22 protein-coding genes are annotated in these 20603 nt (G+C 64.9%); 12 read left to right on the forward strand and 10 right to left on the reverse strand.

From position 1 onward, the window contains the following. The first annotated feature begins 90 nt into the window (after positions 1-90). The gene (gene phbB, locus SKZ59_RS25100) at positions 91-837 is read left to right on the forward strand and encodes an acetoacetyl-CoA reductase (RefSeq protein ID WP_072456454.1); all 747 of its coding nucleotides are present in this window, start codon (positions 91-93) and stop codon (positions 835-837) included. A gap of 162 nt (positions 838-999) precedes the next feature. Here phbB and SKZ59_RS25105 read toward each other — a convergent pair whose 3' ends face one another. From SKZ59_RS25105 to SKZ59_RS25130, 6 genes are all read right to left on the reverse strand, one after another. After that, positions 1000-1380: a TraR/DksA family transcriptional regulator gene (locus tag SKZ59_RS25105; protein ID WP_072456609.1), complete on the reverse strand. Its 381-nt coding sequence runs from the start codon at positions 1378-1380 to the stop codon at positions 1000-1002. A 110-nt stretch (positions 1381-1490) separates the two neighbouring features. Further along, positions 1491-1910: a VOC family protein gene (locus SKZ59_RS25110; RefSeq protein WP_034758858.1), complete on the reverse strand. Its 420-nt coding sequence runs from the start codon at positions 1908-1910 to the stop codon at positions 1491-1493. 84 nt (positions 1911-1994) lie between these two features. Next, positions 1995-2468, reverse strand: coding sequence for a hypothetical protein (locus SKZ59_RS25115; RefSeq protein ID WP_051992001.1), 474 nt, complete (start codon positions 2466-2468; stop codon positions 1995-1997). Further along, positions 2453-3262 (reverse strand): hypothetical protein, encoded by an 810-nt coding sequence (locus tag SKZ59_RS25120; protein WP_319993288.1) that lies wholly within the window; start codon positions 3260-3262, stop codon positions 2453-2455. Before SKZ59_RS25120 ends, SKZ59_RS25115 begins: the two co-directional genes overlap by 16 nt. A 97-nt stretch (positions 3263-3359) precedes the next feature. Continuing rightward, positions 3360-4142 carry a 2-oxo-tetronate isomerase gene (otnI, locus tag SKZ59_RS25125; RefSeq protein ID WP_319993289.1) on the reverse strand — a complete coding sequence of 261 codons (783 nt, stop codon included), beginning with the start codon at positions 4140-4142 and terminating at the stop codon, positions 3360-3362. 131 nt (positions 4143-4273) lie between these two features. Next, positions 4274-5644, reverse strand: a complete 1371-nt coding sequence (locus SKZ59_RS25130) for a DEAD/DEAH box helicase (RefSeq protein WP_034758850.1) — start codon at positions 5642-5644, stop codon at positions 4274-4276. Between the two features lie 414 nt (positions 5645-6058). Between SKZ59_RS25130 and SKZ59_RS25135 the strand changes: the two genes are divergently transcribed. The 3 genes from SKZ59_RS25135 to SKZ59_RS25145 all read left to right on the forward strand — a co-directional run bounded on the left by SKZ59_RS25135 (position 6059) and on the right by SKZ59_RS25145 (position 10069). Beyond that, a complete protein-coding gene (locus SKZ59_RS25135) occupies positions 6059-6436 on the forward strand; it encodes a BlaI/MecI/CopY family transcriptional regulator (RefSeq protein WP_072456461.1) in 378 nt (125 codons plus the stop codon). Positions 6437-6439: 3 nt separating this feature from the next. Then, the gene (locus SKZ59_RS25140) at positions 6440-7867 is read left to right on the forward strand and encodes a M23/M56 family metallopeptidase (RefSeq protein WP_319993290.1); all 1428 of its coding nucleotides are present in this window, start codon (positions 6440-6442) and stop codon (positions 7865-7867) included. 75 nt (positions 7868-7942) lie between these two features. Next, a complete protein-coding gene (locus SKZ59_RS25145) occupies positions 7943-10069 on the forward strand; it encodes a TonB-dependent receptor (protein ID WP_319993291.1) in 2127 nt (708 codons plus the stop codon). A 7-nt stretch (positions 10070-10076) separates the two neighbouring features. Here the strand turns inward: SKZ59_RS25145 and SKZ59_RS25150 are convergent, their stop codons facing one another. Next, positions 10077-10319 (reverse strand): hypothetical protein, encoded by a 243-nt coding sequence (locus tag SKZ59_RS25150; RefSeq protein WP_319993292.1) that lies wholly within the window; start codon positions 10317-10319, stop codon positions 10077-10079. A gap of 222 nt (positions 10320-10541) precedes the next feature. On the opposite strand from SKZ59_RS25150, the gene SKZ59_RS25155 reads away from it, so the two are divergent. Together SKZ59_RS25155 and SKZ59_RS25160 are read left to right on the forward strand one after the other, a co-directional pair. After that, complete coding sequence (locus SKZ59_RS25155) at positions 10542-11195, forward strand: hydrolase (protein WP_034758835.1); 654 nt, start codon at positions 10542-10544, stop codon at positions 11193-11195. A gap of 67 nt (positions 11196-11262) precedes the next feature. Further along, positions 11263-13113 (forward strand): amidohydrolase, encoded by a 1851-nt coding sequence (locus tag SKZ59_RS25160; RefSeq protein ID WP_319993293.1) that lies wholly within the window; start codon positions 11263-11265, stop codon positions 13111-13113. A 13-nt stretch (positions 13114-13126) separates the two neighbouring features. Here SKZ59_RS25160 and SKZ59_RS25165 read toward each other — a convergent pair whose 3' ends face one another. The 3 genes from SKZ59_RS25165 to SKZ59_RS25175 are packed head-to-tail and all read right to left on the reverse strand — an operon-like array spanning position 13127 to position 15575. Next, positions 13127-14485, reverse strand: coding sequence for a vWA domain-containing protein (locus SKZ59_RS25165; RefSeq protein WP_319993294.1), 1359 nt, complete (start codon positions 14483-14485; stop codon positions 13127-13129). Beyond that, complete coding sequence (locus tag SKZ59_RS25170) at positions 14485-15087, reverse strand: TadE/TadG family type IV pilus assembly protein (protein WP_319993295.1); 603 nt, start codon at positions 15085-15087, stop codon at positions 14485-14487. The genes SKZ59_RS25165 and SKZ59_RS25170 overlap by 1 nt, the downstream gene beginning before the upstream one ends. Continuing rightward, positions 15087-15575: a TadE/TadG family type IV pilus assembly protein gene (locus tag SKZ59_RS25175; RefSeq protein WP_319993296.1), complete on the reverse strand. Its 489-nt coding sequence runs from the start codon at positions 15573-15575 to the stop codon at positions 15087-15089. Before SKZ59_RS25175 ends, SKZ59_RS25170 begins: the two co-directional genes overlap by 1 nt. 558 nt (positions 15576-16133) lie before the next feature. On the opposite strand from SKZ59_RS25175, the gene SKZ59_RS25180 reads away from it, so the two are divergent. The 6 genes from SKZ59_RS25180 to SKZ59_RS25205 all read left to right on the forward strand — a co-directional run bounded on the left by SKZ59_RS25180 (position 16134) and on the right by SKZ59_RS25205 (position 20566). Beyond that, positions 16134-16829: a LuxR C-terminal-related transcriptional regulator gene (locus tag SKZ59_RS25180; protein WP_072456492.1), complete on the forward strand. Its 696-nt coding sequence runs from the start codon at positions 16134-16136 to the stop codon at positions 16827-16829. A gap of 204 nt (positions 16830-17033) precedes the next feature. Then, entirely contained in the window at positions 17034-17207 is a 174-nt protein-coding gene (locus SKZ59_RS25185) for a Flp family type IVb pilin (RefSeq protein WP_070304077.1), read from the forward strand. 116 nt (positions 17208-17323) lie between these two features. Then, positions 17324-17884 (forward strand): A24 family peptidase, encoded by a 561-nt coding sequence (locus SKZ59_RS25190; RefSeq protein WP_319993297.1) that lies wholly within the window; start codon positions 17324-17326, stop codon positions 17882-17884. Between the two features lie 42 nt (positions 17885-17926). Further along, a complete protein-coding gene (cpaB, locus tag SKZ59_RS25195; RefSeq protein ID WP_319993298.1) occupies positions 17927-18760 on the forward strand; it encodes a Flp pilus assembly protein CpaB in 834 nt (277 codons plus the stop codon). A 27-nt stretch (positions 18761-18787) separates the two neighbouring features. Then, complete coding sequence (locus SKZ59_RS25200; RefSeq protein ID WP_319993299.1) at positions 18788-20284, forward strand: type II and III secretion system protein family protein; 1497 nt, start codon at positions 18788-18790, stop codon at positions 20282-20284. Between the two features lie 9 nt (positions 20285-20293). Beyond that, positions 20294-20566 (forward strand): pilus assembly protein, encoded by a 273-nt coding sequence (locus tag SKZ59_RS25205; RefSeq protein WP_319993300.1) that lies wholly within the window; start codon positions 20294-20296, stop codon positions 20564-20566. The last annotated feature ends 37 nt before the right edge of the window (positions 20567-20603 follow it).

Raw genomic sequence — 20603 nt, forward strand, 5'->3', positions numbered from 1 at the left:
AGCACTTGATCTGGCGCAAGGCTGGCAATAAAAACTGCTCCTACACTTGATGCCACGCAGAACAACCATAACAAGCGGGGAGAGACAGTCATGAAGGAACAAAAGGTAGCGCTGGTCACGGGCGGCATGGGCGGCCTGGGGACGGCCTTGTGCCGCCGCCTGCATGGGGCGGGCTTTGCCGTTGTGGCCGCGCATACGCCGGACAATGCGCGGGTGGCAAGCTGGCTCGACGAGCAGCAGGCGCAGCAGTATTATTTCCATCCGCTGGCCATCGACGTGACGGATTTCGCTGCCTGCAGCGAGGCCGTGGCCAGCGTGCTGGCGCAGTTCGGCCGCATCGACGTGCTTGTCAACAACGCCGGCATCACGCGCGACCAGAGCATGCGCAAGATGGAGTTGCCGCACTGGTCCGAGGTCATGCGCACCAATCTCGACAGCCTGTTCAACATGAGCAAGCAGGTGCTCGAACCGATGCTGGCCAACCGCTGGGGCCGCATCATCAATATCTCGTCCGTCAATGGCCAGAAGGGCGCGTTTGGCCAGTGCAACTACGCGGCCGCCAAGGCGGGTGTGCATGGTTTCAGCAAGGCGCTGGCGCTGGAAGTGGCGCGCCACGGCATCACCGTCAACACGGTCTCGCCCGGCTACCTGCGCACGCAGATGGTGACGGCCGTGCCCGCCGATATCATGGAAACGAAGATCCTGCCGCAAATTCCCCTGGGCCGCCTGGGCGAGCCGGACGAAGTGGCGGCCCTGGTCGCTTACCTGGCGTCGGACGAGGCCGCGTTTGTCACGGGCGCGAACATCGCCATCAATGGCGGACAGCACATGAGTTAAGCAAGCGTACAGCTTGCACAGAGGCAATGGCAGTAGAGGAGACCCGTCCACCCAGCCGGCGCACAGACGCTGGCGGCGGACGGCAGGCAATGGCAGTCACGCTGGAAAACAAGGGCAGGGCAGCGATGCCTTGCCCTTTGTTGTTGCGCAGTCATGCTGCCGTCATGGTATTGGGCGCCGGGCTTTTTCCAGCCGCGTCTGGCAATCGATGCACAGGCGCGCTTCGGGGCGGGCGTTCAGACGCGACAGGCCGATGGCTTCGCCGCAGTTGTCGCACAGGCCGTAGCTGCCATCGGCAAACTTGGCCAGCGCGTGCTTGATGATGGCCAGCTGCGCCTGATTGTGCTCGGCCGCTTCGCTGACGAGGGCGTTCAAGGTGCGCACGCTGGCGTTGTCGGCCGGCGAGGCTTCGATTTCATTGAGCAAGGAGGCGCGCGCGTCCGCTTCGGCCGCTTCGTTCTCGATCTGTTCCAGCAACGCCAGCTTGCGTTGCTCCAGCACGCCCTGCAGGCGCTGCAACTGGTCTTGCGGCAATCCATTCATGGCCATCACCCGGTAGAGGTTACTTCCATCATGGTAGTCCAAGATTGGCGGCTCTGCTTGCGCTACCACCCGCGCCGCGTTTGACGCGGCGCAGGCTGGCAGCGGCCGTTCTATGCTGGCTCTTTCAGGCAGTTGACCATCCAGGCGACGCCGAACTGGTCTTTCAGCATGCCGAAGCGCTTGGCCCAGAACGTTTCTTCCATGGGCATCTGGATGGTGCCGTCACGCGCCAGCGCGTCGAAGGCCCGTTCCGCCTCTTCCGGCGTATCGACGGTCAGGCAGATCGAGCTGCCGTGCATGCCCTTGGCGCCATCCTCGGTACAGCCGCCGTCCGAACCCATCAGCATGGTGGGACCCAGCTGCACGGAGCCGTGCATGATCTTGTCATACCAGTCTTCCTTGACTTGCTCCTGCCCCGGCGTGCCCCGGAATGGCATCAGGCACAGGTCGGTGCCATGCAGGTGCTGGCGGTAGTATTCGAGCGCTTGCGCGCAGTTTCCATTGAATTGCAAATACGGTTCGATACGCATCTTGGTCTCCTCTGGTCATCTTCCCGCAAGCACGATTGCCACGCGGGGGAGGTCCCAGTATAGGCGCTCGCCGGCCGATTTCAATCACTCCGGGGCCATCTCTTGCAGCCGCTCACGCACCTTGCCCAGGGTGCTGAGGATGCGTTCGGGATTGCCGGCGAGCACGGCGCTGCCCAGGTGCAACAAGCTCGTCGCCAGGCTGATCCAGTGCCGCACGTCGTCGTTGCGGGCGATGCGCAGGCGCACCGTGTCGAGCAGGCCGCTGAGCTGGCGCTGCGCCGTCTCCAGGCCCGCCACCGTGTGCCCGGCCGCATCGGCATACAGCTGGTTGGCTTGCTGGCGCAAGGCCACTTCCAGGGCGAAGACGGCTTGCGCCTGGCTGTGGCTGATGCCGTCGGCCCCCTGGCTGGCGCGCTTGCGGATGGCGCGCATGACGGCGCCGTGCAGGGTGACGGCCGCCTGGGACAGGCTGTCGGCCAGTTGCTCGACGCGCATGGCGCTGCTGAGGGCCGCTTCGCGGCGTTCGCTGTTGCTGCTCCTGCCTACCGATCCGTCCATTGTGCCTCCGTGGTGGTGAGGGTAGCGGCGAGCCGGGCGTGTTCGCGCCCCAGTGCCGCCAGTTGCCGGCGCGCCAGGGTATGGCGCAAGCCAGCCAGGCGGTATTCCTCGGTTTTGCTTTGCTGCATGCTTTTCGCCAGCACGGCCAGCAGGCGCTGCTGCGGCGTGTCCGCATACGCGATTTCCACGTCGAGCAAGCCGAGCACCATGTCGCGCTCGTTGTCGCCGCTTTTGTCGTACAGCGCCAGCAAGCTGTCGAGCGCGGCCAGCAAGGCTTGCAGCGGCGCGTCGCCATCGTGCAGCACTTGTGCCAGGTGCGCCTGCTGGCTGGCCGCGCCGCTCAGGCGCGACAGTTGCTGCAGCAACTGGGTGTACGCGCTGACATGGCGGTCGTCGATGCCGCTGCCCGGCCAGGCGCGGAGGGCGGCGCCGGCGCCGGCCAGTTCCGGCCGCACGTCATACGCATCGGCATCGGCCAGCCGGCCCAGCGCCTGCAGGTACAGGCGCACGGCTTGCGCCAGGCGTGCGGCGTCCGCCTGCGCGGCGCGGCGCTGCGCATCGAGCAGGCGTTCGCGCGCGTCTTCGGCGGGCGACAGATAGGGGCGGGCGCGCTGGTAGCTGTCCACGTGGCGCTGCGACAGTTCGCTGAAGGCGCTCAATGCCTCGGTGCCGGCGGCCAGGGCGCGCACGTGCGCCAGCCCGGGGTGCGCCGTGGCGCAGCCGCACAGCACGGCAGCCAGGAAGAGGCTCAGGTACAGGTGCAGGTAAAGAGCGCGGCGATGGCGGGCGGGCATGGCGGACACGTCACCTCTCGACAGGAAATACTGTATGGAAAGGTATTGTCGTGCCGGCCTGCCCTACCCGCCTTGTGCGGGCGCAAGCAGACTGCGATCAGGCGCTCGTCAATTGCTCGCGCCAACCGAGTCCGGCAACGGTGTCGCTGGCGGGACGGTATTCGCAGCCGACCCAGCCTGCGTAGCCGACCTGGTCCAGCAGCTTGAACAGGTGGCGGTAGTTGATCTCGCCCGTGCCCGGCTCGTGACGGCCCGGCGTGTCGGCGATCTGGATGTGGCGGATCAGGGGCAGCATGGCGCGGATGGTGTTGCTCAGTTCGCCTTCCATGCGCTGCATGTGATAAATGTCGTACTGAAGGAAGATATTGCTGCGCTGGCAGTCGGCGATGATGTCGGCCGCCTGCTGGCTATGGTTCAGGAAGTAACCGGGCATGTCGTGGTGGTTGATCGGCTCGATCAGCACGTTGATGCCATGCGGACGGCAGGCGTCGGCCGCAAATTGCAGGTTGCCGATCAGGCTTTGCCGCGCCCGCTCCAGGCTCATGCCGGGCGGCACGATGCCGGACATGCAGTGCAGCTGTTTTGCCCCGAGCGCCAGCGCATAGTTGAGCGCCAGCTGCACGTTGCTGCGGAATTCCTCGCCCCGGCGCGGGTCGCAGGCAATGCCACGCTCGCCATGCTCCCAGTCGCCGGGCGGAAAGTTGAAGAGGGCCAGCTGCAGATGGTGAGTTTCCAGCCGCATGGCGATCTGCCGCGCCTCGACGGCATAGGGAAACAGGAATTCAACGGCATCGAAGCCCGCTTCCCTGGCGGCGGCAAAGCGGTCGAGGAAGGGCAGTTCGGTAAACATCATGCTGAGGTTGGCAGCGAAGTTCGGCATGGCGGCACGCAGGTGAGGGCAATGGACACTATCCTAGCCCAAATCGGCAATTGGTGGCGGGCATGAAAAAACCGTTCCAGAAACAAGTTCTGGAACGGTTTTGATTGCTGCGATACGCTTACCTGCGGGTATTAACGGCCGCGACCGCCGGAACGGTGCGATGCTGCCGAACGCGGCGCATTGCCGCTGCGGTTACCGCCGCCACCGCCGCCCGATGGGCCGGCGCTGCGTGGCTTGGCGCCGCTGCCGCCGGTTTTCACGCGCACGACGGCGCCCGCTGGCGCGCGGCTGTTGTTGCGGTGGCCACCGGTGCCGCTGCGCAATTGCACAGGCTGGGCGCGGGCGTTCAGGTCGGGCTCGAAGCCTTCGATGACTTCGCGCGGCAGGGTTTGCTTGATCAGCTTTTCAATGTCTTTCAACATTTCGTGCTCATCCACGCAGACCAGCGACACGGCTTCGCCCTTGGCGCCGGCACGGCCCGTACGGCCGATACGGTGCACATAGTCTTCCGGAATGTTCGGCAAGTCGTAGTTGACGACGTGCGGCAACTGGTCGATATCGATACCGCGCGCGGCGATGTCGGTGGCGACCAGCACTTGCAGGGTGCCATCCTTGAACTCGGACAGCGCGCGCGTGCGCGCCGACTGGCTCTTGTTGCCGTGGATGGCCAGGGCGCCGATGCCGTCCGCGCCCAGCTGTTCGACCAGTTTATTGGCGCCATGTTTGGTGCGCGTAAAGACCAGCACTTGCGTCCAGTTGTTCGACTTGATCAGGTAGGACAGCATCGGGTGCTTCTTGTCGCGGTCGACCGGATGGATCTTTTGCTTGATCACTTCCACGGTCGAATTGCGGCGCGCCACTTCGATCATGGCTGGCTTGTTCAGCAAGCCGTCGGCCAGGGCCTTGATCTCTTCCGAGAACGTGGCCGAGAACAGCAGGTTCTGGCGTTTCGGCGGCAAGACGGCCAGCACTTTCTTGATGTCGCGGATGAAACCCATGTCCAGCATGCGGTCGGCTTCGTCGAGAATCAGGATTTCCACTTTCGACAGGTCGACCGTGCCCTGGCCCATGTGGTCCAGCAAGCGGCCTGGCGTGGCGACGAGGATGTCGACGCCATGCTTGAGCTGCTTGATTTGCGGGTTGATGCCGACGCCGCCGAAGATCACGGTCGAGTTCAATTTGGTGTACTTGCTGTAGGCGCGCACGCTTTCCTCGACCTGCGCGGCGAGTTCGCGCGTCGGGGCCAGGATCAGGGCGCGGATAGGGCGCGTCGAGGTGTTGCTGGTGATGGATGCGCCATTGGCGTCCGTCGACAGGCGGTGCAGCACGGGCAGGGTGAAGCCGGCCGTCTTGCCGGTACCGGTTTGTGCACCGGCCAGCAAGTCGCCGCCAGCCAGCACGGCGGGAATCGCCTGCGACTGGATCGGGGTCGGCACGGTGTAGCCGTGTTCGGTAACGGCACGTACGATAGCGTCGGACAATCCGAGGGAGGAAAAGGACATGGTAACTTTATTGTGAGATCGGCCTGTCGCCATCGTGAGGCGCCAGTCGCAGGCAATCAGATTAGGGGTCGAAAGACAGCGGCAAGGGGACTGGTCATATGTGCCGCACACGCGAAGTATAACAGCCTGGCAAAAACGCGCCTGTTTTGTTTCAGGTTTGCAATGTCGCAAGTAAAGAAAAGCGAGGTCAAGGCACGCTGCCGTTGTGGAAAGCCTCAGCTATACGATATGGAAACTGGGCAGCGGCGACGTGATCACGGGCAAGGCGGCCTTTCGCGGCCACTTGGAAATGGCCTGCCCGAGCGGAAGACGCGCGGGAGGTGTTTTAGCGCATGCGACAGCTGTCGCAAATAGTGCTTGCGTGCATGTGACTGTTGTCGCATAATTGTGTCAATAGTCACTAAAGGATATACCATGAGCACGCCCTCCGTCACCGAACTGTCGTTATTGAAAGCCTTGTGGAAAGACCACCCATTGTCCGCGCGTGAATTGCATGCCAGGGTGGAAGAAGAATTGGGATGGTCATTTTCGTCCACGCGCAAGACGGTCGAGCGCATGCTGGACAAGGGCATGCTGCTGCAGCGCAGCGTGCATGGCGTGCTCGTGTATGAAGCGAACGTGGACAAGGTGGCCACCCTGGCCGCGTTCGCCCACGATTTTGGCCGGCGCGTGATGGAAATCGACAGTCCCTTGCCGGTCAGTATGTTTACGGGCAGCAAACTGGTGGACCAGCAGGAACTGGCGGCGCTGGAGCAACTGCTGCAGGACTGGCCGCTCGAGGGAAAGGAATAAGCGATGCTGCTGTTTTCCCTCACGCTGTTGCAGGCCAGCGTCGCCTGTCTCGTGACCGGTCCGCTGCTGTGGGCTTTGCTGAGTCTGGCGCAACGGCGCTGGCCCGCGCTGGCGGCGCAGCGCAGCGTGTGGCTGGGTGCCCAACTGGTGCTGGTCGCCGTGTTTGTGCTGCCGCTGCTGCCCGACTCGCGGCAACTGAGCGTGGTGCCCGCGCTGAGCGTGCCCGTTTCCCTGGCCGGCGAGGCGCCCGGCGTGCAGCTGGCCATGGCTGCGCCAGCCGCCGGGCTGCCATCCGCTGCTTCCTGGCTGGTGCTGGTACCGTCCGCCTGGGGCCTGATCTATCTGCTGGGCGTCGCTTGGACCGCCTGGCGCTGGCAGCGTGGCCACGCCATGTTGCGCACCTTGCTGCGGCTTGCGCGGCGCCGCCGGCTGCATGGCATGGACGTGCTGGAAGTGGAGGCGCCGATCTCGCCGATGCTGGTGGGCGTGTGGCGGCCGCGTCTGCTGTTGCCGGCGCACCTGGCGCAATTTACGCCGGAACAGCAGCAGCTGGTGATCGCCCATGAGCTGACCCATGCACGCCGGCGCGACCCCGTGCTCCGGCTGCTGGCCACCGTCCTGCAGGCGCTGCTGTGGTTCAATCCTGCCGCGCGCTGGCTGGCCGGCCAGCTGGCTTGGGCGCAAGAGCTCGGTTGCGACCGCCAGGTACTGGCTGGCCGGCCCCCGCGCCAGCGCCAGCAATATGCGGCGGCGCTGGTCAGGCAACTGGGCCTGCAGGCACAACCGCTGCCGGGGCTGGCCTTTGGTGGCGGCAGCATGGCCGAGCGCCTGCTGCGCATGCGTGACGGCCAGGGTCGTCCACCTCCGGCCTTGCGGGTGCTGACGGCGCTGCTGCTGTGCGCGATCGGCGCGGCCAGCCTGGCGCTGCAGCCGGCACTGGCGTGGGCCGTGGCAGCCGCGCCGGCAAGCATGCTCGCTGCGCCGGCGACGGCGCCAGCTCTCTTGCGCAATCCCCTGGATAGCATGCGCGTGACCGGCTTCTTTGGCGTCGTGCGCGAGTTGACGCCGCAAGGCCATCGCGGCATCGATCTGGGCGCCAGGCGCGGCACGCCCGTGCATGCGGCGGCCGACGGCATCGCCAGCGTCAGCGAAGATGCGCGCCTTGGCAAGGCCGTGCGCATTGACCATGGCGCTGGCGTCGCGTCGCTGTATGCCCATCTCGACCGGGTCACGCTGACGACCGGCATGGCCGTCACGGCAGGGCAGGCCATCGGCACCGTGGGCGCCACCGGTCTGGCGACGGGGCCGCATCTGCATTTCGAGGTCACCCGGGACGGGCGCTTGCAGGATCCGCAACAGTGGCTGGCCGGCCTTGATGCCAACGCCACCGCGCGCGCCCTGCGCGTGCGCAAGGAACAGTTCGGCCATTAGCGTGAGCTGGCCACGGGTCGGCTTAGCGCGGGAACGCGCAAGCCGACATCACCACAGCCCTTTTCAGGATTTCCCATGCGATTGAGTATTTTATTGTGCAGCCTTGCGCTGCCGTTGACGGCGCACGTGCGTGCCGAAGACGTCCTGCCTTCCGTGACGGTCACTGCGGGCAAGGTGGACCAGCGCCGCAACGACACCGTCGCCGCCATCGTCGTCGGCCACGAGGAATTGATACGCCAGGGTGACCGTGCCCTGTCCGACGCCCTGAAACGCCTGCCCGGCATTACCCTCGGCGGCACGGCTGGCGGGCAAATCCAGCTGCGCGGACTGGGCCAGGGGTATACCTTGATCATGCTCGACGGCGTGCCCGTGCCGCCCGGTTTTTCGCTCGACTCGCTGGACCCGGAACTGGTCGAACGCGTGGAAATCATGCGTGCCGCCACGGCGCAATTTTCCGCCCAGGCGATCGCCGGCTCCATCAATATCGTGCTGAAAAAATCGGGCAAGCGGCGCGAACGCACCTTCAAGCTGGGGGCATCCGGCAGCCACGGCATGCCCGCCGGCAGCGCCACCGTGCAGTGGGCGGACAAGGACGGCCGCCTGTCGTATGCGCTGGCCGGCACGCTCGCGCACACGGGACGCCGGGGCTTGCTCGACGAATGGAACCGCGCATTTGATGGCGAAGGCAGGCCCACGGTGGTGCGCCATATGCCGCTGACCGAGCGCGTGACCAGCGATACGTTCGAGCTGGCGCCCCGTTTGCAATGGGCGCTGGCGGGCGAAGACAGCCTGGCCTGGCAAAGCCTGGTCAGCTTGCGCCGCCTGGCCAGCCGCCGCCAAGTCGTGGAAACGGCTTACCTGGGCGGCCATACCGATTATCCGGACAACGACGCCGCGTTCACTCAGGACAGCAGCACCGTGCGCAGCGATCTGCACTGGCTGCGCAAGTTCGGACAAGGGGATAGCCTCGATATGAAACTGGGCCTCGATGCCAACCACCGTGGCAGCGACTATCTGTTCCAGGGCGTCAGCGCCGCGCCCGGGCCGGCGAATGTGCGCCGGGTCGATGCGGGCCTCGATGATGTGGGCGTGCAGACCAGCGGTACCTATCGCCGGACTCTGGGCCAGGGACATGCGCTGGCGACGGGCTGGGATGCGGGCAACCGGCGGCGCACGGAGTTCCGCCGCGAACGCCAGCTGTCGCCGGGCGGTCCACCCGTGCTGCCGGACGAAGACTATGCGGCCACAGTGCGGCGCCTGGCCCTGTTCGCGCAGGATGAATGGGATATCTCCGCGCGCTGGTCGCTGTATCTGGGGCTGCGCTGGGAAGCCTTGCGCACGGCCAGCGCCAATGGTGGCGCGCAGCGCCGCGTCGACGTGCGCGCGCAGGTATGGAGCCCCGTGCTGCAAAGCCTGTGGAAGCTGGCCGGCAAGGATCAGGTGCGCCTGGCCGTCACCCGCACCTACAAGGCGCCGCAGATTTTCCAGCTGATCCCGCGCCCCTACCTCAACGACAACGGCAATAGTCCCGTGAATCCCGATAGCCAGGGCAACCCGGCGCTGCGCCCGGAACTGGCGTGGGGCCTGGATGCGGCCTACGAATACTATCTTGGGCAAGGCGCCATGCTGGGCGCCAGCGCTTCGCTGCGGCGCATCGACGACGTAATGCTGGACCGGCTGTATCAGGATCAGGGGCGCTGGGTGGCCACGCCCGTCAATCAGGGCAGGGCGCAGGTGCGCGGCATTGAACTGGAAGCGAAGCTGCCGCTGTCGGCGCTGTGGGCGGGCGCCCCGGCGCTGGACCTGCGGGCGAACGTGGCGCGCAACTGGTCGACGCTGGACGCCGTCGCCGGCCCGGACAACCGCCTCGATGGCCAGCTGCCGTGGAGCGCCAACCTGGGCGCCGATTACCGGCTGGCCGGCAAGCCCTTGACCCTGGGCGGCAATCTGCATTACCAGGGCGGTGGACGGTCGCGCGAGTCAAGCCAGTTGCTGGTCTGGCAGGGCGTCCGGCGGGAACTGGATCTGTACGCGTTGTGGACCTTCAGCGACCAGCTGCGCCTGCGCGTGTCGGGCGCCAATCTGCTGCGCCAGCTTGAGCGCACGCGCAGCCTGTATGCGGATGGCGGCGGCAGCCTGCTGCGCACGGTCGATACGGGCAGCTACCGCACCCTACGCGTCATGCTCGAAGGCTCCTTGTAGGTTTTATTCAGTCGTCGATCTCTTCGGCGGCATAGCGCACGCCGTGCGTATCAAACCAGGCGCGCAGGGCTTCCAGGCCGTGCCACGGCTCCGGGCGCAGGTACTGGCAGATATACAGGCCGGCGTCCGTCAGCCTGGCGTCCGTGTCGGGCATGGCGCCGGGCGCCTGTGGCCGTGCCGCCAGCAGCTGCGCGATGTGCTGACGCTGCTCTGGCGTCAGGCTGGCCGCGATCCTGAATTCAAATCCCATGTTTTCTCCTTGAGGACAGGCTGTTGTCGCGGCCATTTTTTTCATTATCGAAAAAATTGCATATAGCTTGGCATTCTTTCCGTTTTTGTTTTCAAAGTATCTCGTCCATACTGCATAGCACTGGCCCGGTACACACAGCGTGACGCAAGGGCAGGAGCAGCAGCACCGTATAACGACATCCGTATTTTTATATTCAATTATTTTCACTAAGGAAAAAACATCATGCCTATCGCCACCGCCCAAGCCGCCCAAAAACTGCTGACCCCGAACGATCATACCCTGATCATGATCGACCACCAGTCGCAGATGGCGTTCGCCACCCGCTCCATCGACCTGGCCCTGCTGCGCAACAATGCGGCCCTGGTGGCCAAGGCGGCGGCGGAATTCAAGGTGCCGACGATTTTGACGACGGTGGCCGCCAAATCGTTCTCCGGCCCGATCTTCGACGAGATCCAGTCCGTCTTCCCGGATCAGGCGCCGATCGACCGCACCAGCATGAATACCTGGGAAGATGCGCGCATCGCCGACAAGGTGAATGGCTACGGCAAGGGCAAGATCGTGCTGGCCGGCCTGTGGACCTCCGTCTGCATCGTGGGACCTGCGCTGTCGGCGCTGGAACAGGGTTTTGAAGTCTACGTGATCGCCGACGCCAGCGGCGACGTTTCCGACGAAGCGCATGCGATGGCCATGCAGCGCATGATACAGGCGGGTGCGCAGCCGATGACGTCCGTGCAATACTTGCTGGAACTGCAGCGCGACTGGGCCCGCGGCGAGACCTACAATGAGACGGTGGCGACGGCCGTGGCGCACGGCGGCGGTTATGGCCTGGGCCTGATCTACGCCAAATCGATGTTCAACGCCAGCGAAGGCCATTGATTTTTCGCTGATTTTGGCTCCGCCGCCCGCCGGCGGGGCCGTGTTTTCATTTGATCCGGGAGTTCCCATGCACGCAAACACCATCTTGCTCAACGGCCGTTTCCACACGGTCGACAGGACGCAGCCGCTGGCGTCCGCCGTCGCCATCGCCGATGGCAAATTTCTCGCCGTGGGCGACGTGGAAGACGTGATGCGCCATCGCGGCCCCGCCACGCAGGTGATCGACCTCGATGGCCGCACGGTGATTCCCGGCCTGAACGACTCGCATTTGCACCTGATCCGCGGCGGCTTGAACTACAACCTGGAATTGCGCTGGGAAGGCGTGCCCTCGCTGGCCGACGCCTTGCGCATGCTGAAGGAACAGGCCTTGCGTACGCCGAACCCGCAATGGGTGCGCGTCGTCGGTGGCTGGACGGAGTTCCAGTTCGCGGAAAAGCGCATGCCGACCCTCGATGAAATCAACGCGGCCGCTCCCGACACGCCCGTCTTCATCCTGCACCTGTACGACCGCGCACTGCTGAACCGCGCCGCCCTGCGCGCCGTCGGCTACGACAAGAACACGCCGAACCCGCCCGGCGGCGAAATCGTGCGCGATGCGGCCGGCAACCCGACCGGCTTGCTGATCGCCCGGCCGAACGCCATGATCCTGTATGCGACCCTGGCGAAAGGCCCCAAGCTGCCGCTGGAATTGCAAGTGAACTCCACGCGCCAGTTCATGCGCGAATTGAACCGCCTCGGCATCACCAGCGCCATCGACGCGGGCGGCGGCTTCCAGAATTATCCCGAGGATTATGCCGTCGTCGACGAGCTGGCGCAGAAAGAGCAGCTGACCATCCGCATCGCCTACAACCTGTTCACGCAAAACAAGGGCGCGGAACTGCAGGACTTCCAGAAGTGGACGGGCATGATCAAGCCCGGTGACGGCACGGACTTTTACCGGCATAACGGCGCCGGCGAAATGCTCGTGTTTTCCGCCGCCGACTTCGAGGATTTCCTCGAACCGCGCCCCGAGCTGGCGGCCGGCATGGAAGACGAGCTGGAAAAGGTCGTGCGCCACCTGGTCGAGCAGCGCTGGCCGTTCCGCCTGCACGCCACCTATGACGAATCGATCAGCCGCATGCTCGACGTATTTGAAAAGGTCAACCGCGACACGCCGTTCGGCGGCTTGCACTGGCTGTTCGACCACGCGGAAACCATCAGCCCGAAAAACATCGACCGGGTCAGGGCGCTGGGCGGCGGCCTGGCCATCCAGCACCGCATGGCCTTCCAGGGCGAGTACTTCGTCGAGCGCTATGGCGCCGACGCGGCGAAAGCCACGCCGCCCGTGCAGCGCATGCTCGACGCGGGCGTGCCCGTGGGCGGCGGCACGGATGCGACCCGGGTCGCCAGCTACAACCCGTGGACGGCGCTGTACTGGCTGGTTTCGGGGCGCACCGTGGGCGGCCTGGCCCTGACGGATGCGGCGGGCAGACTGTCGCGCGACACGGCGCTGGAACTGTGGACGGCGGGCAGCGCCTGGTTCTCCAGCGAGCAAGGCAAGAAGGGGCGTATCCGCGAGGGCATGCTGGCCGATCTCTCCGTGCTGTCGGCCGATTATTTCACGGTGCCGGAAGAGGCGATCAAGTCCATCGAATCCGTGCTGACCATGGTGGGCGGCAAGGTCGTCTATGGTCAGGCGGAGTTCACCAATCTGGCGCCGCCACCGATTCCCGTACTGCCAGAGTGGTCGCCCGTGCGCACGGTGCCCGGCCATTACCAGCCCGTGGCCAAGCAGGCGCAAGCCGCCATGCCGCACCAGTGCGCGGGCGCCTGCGGCGTGCACGCCCACGCCCACGACCGGGCGCGCAAGTCGGCCGTGCCGGTCAGCGATTTTTCCGGATTCTGGGGCACCCTGGGCTGCAGCTGCTTCGCCTTCTAGGAGCTACCGGGCCTTATTTGGAAATGCGCAGGATGGCCGAGGCAAGCCGCGTGAAACAGGGGCTCAGGTCGCTGTCCGTGGCGGCATAGCAGTACAGGCCTACAGGTTCGGCCGGCTTGCGGCAAGCCGCTTTCGCATCGGTGGTATTGGCCAGGCAGCGCAGCAAGTCTTCACCGAGCTCCTTGTCCGGTCCCTCCTTGTTTTTCAGCGAAGCGCCCATGCCCAGGGTAAAGACGTAAATGCCTTCCTGGCGTGCTTTGGCCGCCATCGCCTCGACCAAGTTGCGCGAGGCGCGGTGCACATTCGTCCATTGCACCTGGGCCGAGGCGATGGACGAGGTCACGACGCGCGGTGTGTTGGTGACGATGGGAAATTCGCGCAGCCCTACGTCGTTGGCTTTGGCGTACGCATTATTCGCGTTGTACCAAGGAGGAAGCGCCGTGATCTGCATGGCATCGCAGTCGCCGTACTGGCGCGTGTCGCTCACTGCCATCTTGTACAGACCGACCAGCGCGGGGCTTTGCAAAGCCGTAAAGGTGGCCAGCGCGCCCGCCGTCTTGCATTTGCCGCCTGTATTGGGGAAGTACGAGGAAAATGCCGCAGGCGAGCCATCGGAAAAAAACACGATGACGCGCAGGCTGGAGCGGTTGACCTGTCCGATGTCGTTCAGCTGCTTGCGTGCCTGGAACATGCCTGCGGAAGAATTGGTGCCGCCGACAAAGGCGAATTGATCGATCTTTCCACCTTTCATGGTCATGCTGGCGCGGTCGAAACCGCGCTCGACCTGCCTGATCGGGACATCGATCTGCGCTTCCGAGGCGAAGTGCAGCAAGCCGACCCGGTCGACCGTGGAGTTGAATTTGTTCAGGAAGGACTTGCCCGCCGCCCGCACGGCGTCGGCATTGCTAGCCAGCGAGCCCGAGGTATCCATCACCAGCACCATGTCCAGGTCCTTGCGGATGGTTTGCGCGCTGGCCGCCACGTTCAGGGTCTTGAAGCCGAGTACGCCCATCAGCGAGACGGGCAGCGAGGCGGTGGCCGAGACGTCGATGGTGACGGTGCCCTTGTCGAAAACCACGCCGACCGGATGCAGGGTCGGCGTCGACAGCAGGAACTGGTCCGGATAATTGATGTCGAAAAATTCCTTGGCCGACTGGCGCGCATTGGTCCGCTGTTCCTCTTCCGAGCTGCCCGCCGTGACGCCGCGCGCCGCCGCCAGGCTGGCCGAGTCGACGGCCGCGTTGAGCTTGGCCTTGACGAAGTAGCCGAGGGCCGAATCGACGGCCAGGCCCACCGAGGCGATCAAAACGACGGCCGACAGCGCCACCATGATCAGCACTTGCCCACCTTGCCGCTTGTGTGGAATGCGCATCAGAATACCGTCATCGAAGTGAGGTTGGGGCCCAGAACGGGCGTCGTGCTGTTGCCAAATTTCAAGGTGCCGAACAGCATGTCGAAATTGTAGAAAGTTTCCACGGCGTAGATCAGTTCGCCGTCGGACAGCTGGTCCCGCATCAAGGCCACCGTGGGGGCGGACTCGTCCTTGGCGATGCCCGTGCACGCGCCATTGCTCCAGCTGCCGCATTGCCACACCTGGCTGGCGGGCAGGTAGCCGCTTGCCTTCGCGCCCGCATCCCAGCGGTACTGTTCCAGCACGATGTTGCGCATGCCGCTCTTGGCCGTGTAGCCCATGATCTTGGTGATGTAGATCATGCCGCGCTGGTTCATGTCCAGCGGCGGCGTGCTGGCCGCCAGCGCGTTCATGATGGCCTGGCTAGATCCGCTCAGGTCGGACGTGGAGCGCGAAGCCAGGTTGGCGCCTTCGCGGCTGATGTTGAGCAAGATGGTCTTGGCCTGGATGGCGCGTGACAGATCGACCACCATGAACAGCAGCAGCGCCAGCAGCGGCAGCACGATGGCAAATTCCACGGCGGCGATGCCGCGCGGGGCGCGCGCAGGAAAGTAGCCGCGCATCACAGGCCGCCAAAGCTTTCATTGCGCATGGTGGCGGCCACGACGAAATGCGCCTGCCCATCGCGGAACAGGGCACGGATCATCGGCGTGGCAAACGCCCAGCGGCAATCGACGGAAATGACGAAGATATCGCCGGCCTGGCCGAACATGGCGGCGCCGACGGCATCGCTGCCGTTGACGGCGATCACGGGGCTGACCTTGTCATACATGCCCATGGAACTGTCCCTGATCTTCTGTATCACGGCCTGGTAGCGCTGCTGGTTGGCGCTGTCGGGGTCCAAGTCCTTGGCCCCCGTGACGGCATAACGCGCGCCTTCGCGTACCGCGTGCTGCATGGTCATATTGGCAAAATAAGCCATGCTCAATTCGATGATGCCGATTATCAGCATGAGAAAGACCGGCGTTATCAGGGCAAATTCAAGCAAGGTGGCGCCGCCTTGTCCGCCGTGCTTGCGCAATATGCGGGAATCGGCCTGTTTTAAACGCATGGGAATAATCCGGTAAAGTTTCGCGATGACGAATGTCGGGCGGATGGCAATGCGCCATTTGACTGGCGATTATTCTATATCGATTTTCAAGGGCGTGGCCGCCATTTAAATTATTACAGGTCAAGATAATCGAAATTAATCGCCATATTTCAATTGTCCCGGCCCCGTCCTTACAAGGCCGGGAGTAATATGCGCGGGTATGAAAACAGGCCTGGTGTCAGGATTGTCCTGCGTGCAGGCAAGGACTTGTTTTGCAAGGTGATGCAACAAAAATGCTGCAATGTAAGCAACAGCAGCGGTGGCAGCAGCGCTGGCGCGCCCGCGCCTCGTCCGCCCCGGCCACGCTGCCCATCCACCGGCACACGCCCGCCATGCGGCGCCCGCTGGCCTGGGCCACGCACCGCGTTTGCGCGTGCCGGCCCGATGCCTCTTCCTTCGTGCCCCCATGACTTCTTTCCCCTGCGCGCAGCCGCGGAAGGCGCGCGCGCGAGGCAGGCAAGCCGATTCGGATCAACAACATTCCCCGAGGGGAGTGGGCTTCAAGTAAAGAGGTAAAGCATGTCAACAAAAAATGTCATCCGCGTCATGCTGGTGTCGGACCACAAGACCTGGCTGTGGGGCCTGGAGCAGCTGCTCGCCGGTGCCCAGCCGGCAATGCAGGTGGTGGCCAGCTCCACCGAGATCGACAGCGCGCTGCTGCTGGCGCGGACCCTGTGTCCCGACGTCATCGTGCTGGACGCCGACTTGGGCTGCAGCGGCGCCAGCGCCTGCGCCATCGACTATCTGCCGCAGCTGCTCGGCAATGGCGTGTCGCGGGCCTTGCTGTTCAGCGGCACGCAGGACCAGGCCGCATGCGGGCGCGCCGTGCGCAGCGGCGCGCGCGCGGTGCTGGGCAAGGAAACGCCCGTCAAGCAGATGGTCGACGCCATCGTCCGTCTGCATCAGGGCGAGTTGTGCCTGGATCCGGCGCTGCTCGACAGCATGCTGGGCGTGCTGAACAAGCCGGAAGCGGCGCCCGATCCGGAAGAGCAGCGGATCGCCAGGCTGACGCTGAAGGAGCGCAAGATCGTTGCCATGATGGTGGAAGGAAATGGTGCGCTGAACCGCGCGATAGCCCAGCGCGCTTTTATCTCGGAGCAAACCTTGCGTAATCATCTGACATCGATCTACAGCAAGCTCGATGTCACCAACCGCTTGGAATTATATGTGTACGCCACCCGCAACCGGCTGGCCGAGCCCATCCATGCGGAATGACGGTACATATGTACTGGGTGTGAATAAAAAATTAAGATGTTTTGTACTGCACATAAAATGACTTTTCTCTGATTCGATTTGATGTTTGTTTATATAAAATACACGCATCAGAAATTGGCAAATAAAAACAAGGATGATGTTTTTATTTTCAGACTGTATTTTCAGTTTTTATCATGTTTGAAACTTGACCTGAAAGGGAATAATATGAATTGCATTAAAAACTTTATCGCCGAAGAAGACGGCGTGACTGCGATCGAATATGCGCTGATCGCGGCGCTGGTGGCTGCGGCGCTGGTAACGGCCGTCGGCTATTTCACCACCGGCCTCGATGGCGCCTTCAAGGCGATCGGCACCAAGCTGACGGGCGCGGCGATCTAAAACGCCGGCCCACCGCGCTGCACCCCGACAGGCCGGCTGCCGATCCGGCCCGGCCTGCCGACTTCCCGCCCAACGATGCGCATGCTGTGCTGCGCTCGGCTTGCATCAGGTACACGATGGACCCTCATTCTTTCTGGACGTTCAGCCCCGCCATAGTCTTGTGGGGGCTGCTTGCCGCGGCTGTGTGGCATGACGTGCGCCGCCGGCGCATTCCCAACCGGCTCGTGTTTTCCGGCGCCGTGCTGGGCGTGTTGCTCAACAGCCTGGCCTTGCCCGGCATGACGCCGGCCGGACCGTGGCTGGCGCTGGGCGGGATGGCCGTCGGCCTGGGCTTGCTGTTGCCCATGCATGCGATGAAGGCGCTGGGCGCGGGCGACGTCAAGCTGATGGCGATGGTGGGAGCTTTTCTCGGCCCGCGCGCCGCCGTGTTTGCCGTGCTGTGCAGCCTGCTCGCGGGCGGCGTGCTGGCGCTGGCCGTCGCCGTGTATCAGGGCACGCTGCGTCAGGCGCTGGCGAATGCCCGCCAATTGCTGCTGCAAGGCTGGCTGCGCGCCGCGGCGGGCGAGGCGCCGCAGCTTGATGCACCTGCCGCGCCGGGCGGCAGCTTGCCGTACGCGATCGCCATTGCCGCCGGCACCGCCATCTGGCTGGCCCTGGCGGCCGGCGGCCATGCATGACGCGCCCGTCCGGAACCCCACGCTTGATCAAGAGGAAAAACAATGAGAAATAGCCGCGTTGCGATCGTGCTGCTGCTGGCGCTGCTGATGGCGGGGGCCGCCGTGCTGGCGGCCGCGCGCTGGATGTCGGGGCAGGGCGCGCCGGCCAGCCAGACGGTGATGGTCGCGCTGGTCGATATCGGCGTGGGCGCGAAGGTGACGCCGGCCATGCTGCGCGGCACGGACTGGCCGGCCGGCGCCATGCCGCCCGGGGCGTTCGGCGAGGCCGGCGCGCTCGACGGGCGCATCACGCGTACCGCCGTCAGCAGGGGCGAGCCGGTGCTGGAAAGCAAACTCGCGCCGCCCGGCGCCACGGGCGGCCTGTCGGCCATCGTGGCGGCCGGCAAGCGCGCCATGACCGTGCGCGTCAATGACGTGGTGGGCGTGGCCGGCTTCGCCCTGCCGGGCAATTTCGTCGACATTCTCGTCCATACGCAGGATGACCGCGCCAGGCCGGCGGGCGGCGCGCCGCTGGCCATTTCCAAGATCGTGCTTGAACGCATCCTGGTGCTGGCCGTGGCGCAGGAGTCCGGCCGCGACGACAACAAGCCCAAGGTGGTCAACGCCGTGACCCTGGAGCTGACGCCGGAGCAGGTGGAAAAGCTGGACCTGGCGCGCAGCGTGGGCAGCCTGTCGCTGGTGCTGCGCAACCAGGTCGATCCGGACCCTGTCAACACGGGCGGCGCCACCAAGGAGTCGTTGCTGGAACTGAAGGCGCCGGCGCCGGCGGCCGTGCCCGTACGCGCTGCGCGGCGCCAGGCGGCCCCGGCACGCGCCGCCGCGCGCGACAGCGTCACCGTCGTCAAGGGCATGGATACGAGCGTCCAGCAATTTTAACAATCAGCAGGCAAGCAAGGATGACCGATGAATACATTTCGTAAGCACGCCGCGAGTGCGGGCATGCGCCTGGCCCTGGCGGCAGGACTGGCCTGGCCGGGCGGCGCCATCGCGGCGGCGCCCGCCAGGCAGGCCGTCATGTCGCCGGTGGCGGCGCCGGCCATGTCGCTGGGCGCCGATATCGCCCGCCTGGGCGAGCCCGTGCGCATCGCCGTGGGCAAGTCCACCTTGCGCAAGCTGAGCCTGCCGGTGTCGCAGATCGCCGTCAACGATGCGCGCGTGGCCGGCGCCAGGATGCTGGGCTCGTCCAGCCAGCTGTTCGTCTGGGGCCTGGCCCCGGGCAGCACCAACCTGATCCTGTGGGACCGGCAGCAGCGTCCCGTGATCGTCGATATTGAAGTCGAGATCGACGTCGAAGGCTTGCAGGCGCAGCTCGCCTATGTCTTCCCTGGCGAGCGCGCCGTGAAAGTTGGCGCGGCCGGCGGCAGCATCGTGCTGTCGGGACAGGTGAGCGACGGCGTCAAGGCCAGCCAGATCCTCGAGATGGCGCAAGCCTATGCGCAGCGGGGCGCCGGCGAGCCGGCCGCAGCGGCCGACGGCGCGGCCAGTACGGGCGGCGCCGTCAAGGTCATCAATATGCTGTCGGTCGCGGCGCCGCAACAGGTGATGCTGGAAGTGAAGATCGCCGAAGTGTCGAAGACCTTGGTCGACCAGCTCGGTGCCAGCGTGGGCATCAGCGGCACGCGCGGCAACTGGAGCTACGGCTTGCTGTCGAACCTGCTCAGCGGCAACCCCAGCCAGCTGGGCGCCATCAACGGCAAGAATGGCAACGGCCTGACGCTCGACGCGCAAAAGCGCGACGGCCTCGTCAAGGTGCTGGCCGAACCGAACATCATGGCCATCAGCGGCCAGGAAGCCAGTTTCCTGGCGGGCGGCAAGATTTTCATTCCGGTAGCGCAAGACAGCACGACCAACAAGATCACGCTGGAAGAAAAGGAATTCGGCATCGCCGTCAAGTTCACGCCCACCGTGCTGGAAGGGGGGCGCATCAACCTGAAGGTGGCACCGGAAGTGTCGGAACTGAACCGCGAAGGCATCGGTATCACCACGGGCGGGGGCGCCGCTGCCAATGCGGTGCTGCCGGCCTTTACCACGCGGCGCACCACGACCACGGTGCAGCTGTTCGATGGCCAGAGCTTTGCCGTTGGCGGCTTGATCAAGAACAATGTGACGACCAATATCAAGGCCTTGCCCTTCCTGGGTGAGATTCCCGTGCTGGGCGCGCTGTTCCGCAGCAGCGATTTCCAGACTGACCGCACCGAACTGGTATTCATCATCACGCCGCACCTGGTCAAGCCGCTCGATACCGCCGATGGCGCCGCTGTCGTGCTGCCGACCGACGCCTATGTGGCACCGAGCCGCGGCGAGTTCTTCTTGCAAGGAAAAATGGAAGGCGCCGCTCCACCACGGCCACGGCAGGAAGCGGCCACACAGACAGCGCCGGCCGGCCCGGACATTCAATAGGAGCACACCATGCAGCATTCTTTTTACTTTCCCGTGCTGCTGGCCGCCCTGGCCGCCAGCGGCTGCGCCGCCACGTCGAACCTGGACCGCCAGTTCGGCCACAGCGTCGAGCAGCTGCGCGCGCGCCAGGTGCTGGCGCCGCAGGCGGGCGCGAACCGCGACCCCGTGGCCGGTATCGACGGCAAGGCCGCGCAGGCCGCCCACGCGGCGTACCAGAAAAGCTTTGCCGCGCCCGCGCCGCAAGGGGCCGCCCTGACCATCGGCGTCGGGGCGCGCCCGTGAGCCTGGCACCGTCACCACAGAATCAGCAAGGCATATC

Source organism: Janthinobacterium sp. GMG2 (assembly GCF_033949445.1).
In the GTDB taxonomy this organism is placed as follows: domain Bacteria; phylum Pseudomonadota; class Gammaproteobacteria; order Burkholderiales; family Burkholderiaceae_D; genus Janthinobacterium; species Janthinobacterium aestuarii.

Excerpts from the sequence above, each read along its gene's own strand:
- SKZ59_RS25110 (WP_034758858.1), bottom strand. The coding sequence starts at position 1,910 with ATGCGTATCGAACCGTATTTGCAATTCAATGGAAACTGCGCGCAAGCG.
- SKZ59_RS25140 (WP_319993290.1), top strand. The coding sequence starts at position 6,440 with ATGCTGCTGTTTTCCCTCACGCTGTTGCAGGCCAGCGTCGCCTGTCTC.
- SKZ59_RS25105 (WP_072456609.1), bottom strand. The coding sequence starts at position 1,380 with ATGAATGGATTGCCGCAAGACCAGTTGCAGCGCCTGCAGGGCGTGCTG.
- SKZ59_RS25115 (WP_051992001.1), bottom strand. The coding sequence starts at position 2,468 with ATGGACGGATCGGTAGGCAGGAGCAGCAACAGCGAACGCCGCGAAGCG.
- cpaB (WP_319993298.1), top strand. The coding sequence starts at position 17,927 with ATGAGAAATAGCCGCGTTGCGATCGTGCTGCTGCTGGCGCTGCTGATG.
- SKZ59_RS25165 (WP_319993294.1), bottom strand. The coding sequence starts at position 14,485 with ATGCGCATTCCACACAAGCGGCAAGGTGGGCAAGTGCTGATCATGGTG.
- SKZ59_RS25135 (WP_072456461.1), top strand. The coding sequence starts at position 6,059 with ATGAGCACGCCCTCCGTCACCGAACTGTCGTTATTGAAAGCCTTGTGG.
- SKZ59_RS25185 (WP_070304077.1), top strand. The coding sequence starts at position 17,034 with ATGAATTGCATTAAAAACTTTATCGCCGAAGAAGACGGCGTGACTGCG.
- SKZ59_RS25130 (WP_034758850.1), bottom strand. The coding sequence starts at position 5,644 with ATGTCCTTTTCCTCCCTCGGATTGTCCGACGCTATCGTACGTGCCGTT.
- SKZ59_RS25175 (WP_319993296.1), bottom strand. The coding sequence starts at position 15,575 with ATGCGTTTAAAACAGGCCGATTCCCGCATATTGCGCAAGCACGGCGGA.
- SKZ59_RS25160 (WP_319993293.1), top strand. The coding sequence starts at position 11,263 with ATGCACGCAAACACCATCTTGCTCAACGGCCGTTTCCACACGGTCGAC.
- SKZ59_RS25150 (WP_319993292.1), bottom strand. The coding sequence starts at position 10,319 with ATGGGATTTGAATTCAGGATCGCGGCCAGCCTGACGCCAGAGCAGCGT.
- SKZ59_RS25170 (WP_319993295.1), bottom strand. The coding sequence starts at position 15,087 with ATGCGCGGCTACTTTCCTGCGCGCGCCCCGCGCGGCATCGCCGCCGTG.
- SKZ59_RS25155 (WP_034758835.1), top strand. The coding sequence starts at position 10,542 with ATGCCTATCGCCACCGCCCAAGCCGCCCAAAAACTGCTGACCCCGAAC.
- otnI (WP_319993289.1), bottom strand. The coding sequence starts at position 4,142 with ATGCCGAACTTCGCTGCCAACCTCAGCATGATGTTTACCGAACTGCCC.
- SKZ59_RS25145 (WP_319993291.1), top strand. The coding sequence starts at position 7,943 with ATGCGATTGAGTATTTTATTGTGCAGCCTTGCGCTGCCGTTGACGGCG.
- SKZ59_RS25180 (WP_072456492.1), top strand. The coding sequence starts at position 16,134 with ATGTCAACAAAAAATGTCATCCGCGTCATGCTGGTGTCGGACCACAAG.
- SKZ59_RS25120 (WP_319993288.1), bottom strand. The coding sequence starts at position 3,262 with ATGCCCGCCCGCCATCGCCGCGCTCTTTACCTGCACCTGTACCTGAGC.
- SKZ59_RS25205 (WP_319993300.1), top strand. The coding sequence starts at position 20,294 with ATGCAGCATTCTTTTTACTTTCCCGTGCTGCTGGCCGCCCTGGCCGCC.
- SKZ59_RS25190 (WP_319993297.1), top strand. The coding sequence starts at position 17,324 with ATGGACCCTCATTCTTTCTGGACGTTCAGCCCCGCCATAGTCTTGTGG.
- phbB (WP_072456454.1), top strand. The coding sequence starts at position 91 with ATGAAGGAACAAAAGGTAGCGCTGGTCACGGGCGGCATGGGCGGCCTG.
- SKZ59_RS25200 (WP_319993299.1), top strand. The coding sequence starts at position 18,788 with ATGAATACATTTCGTAAGCACGCCGCGAGTGCGGGCATGCGCCTGGCC.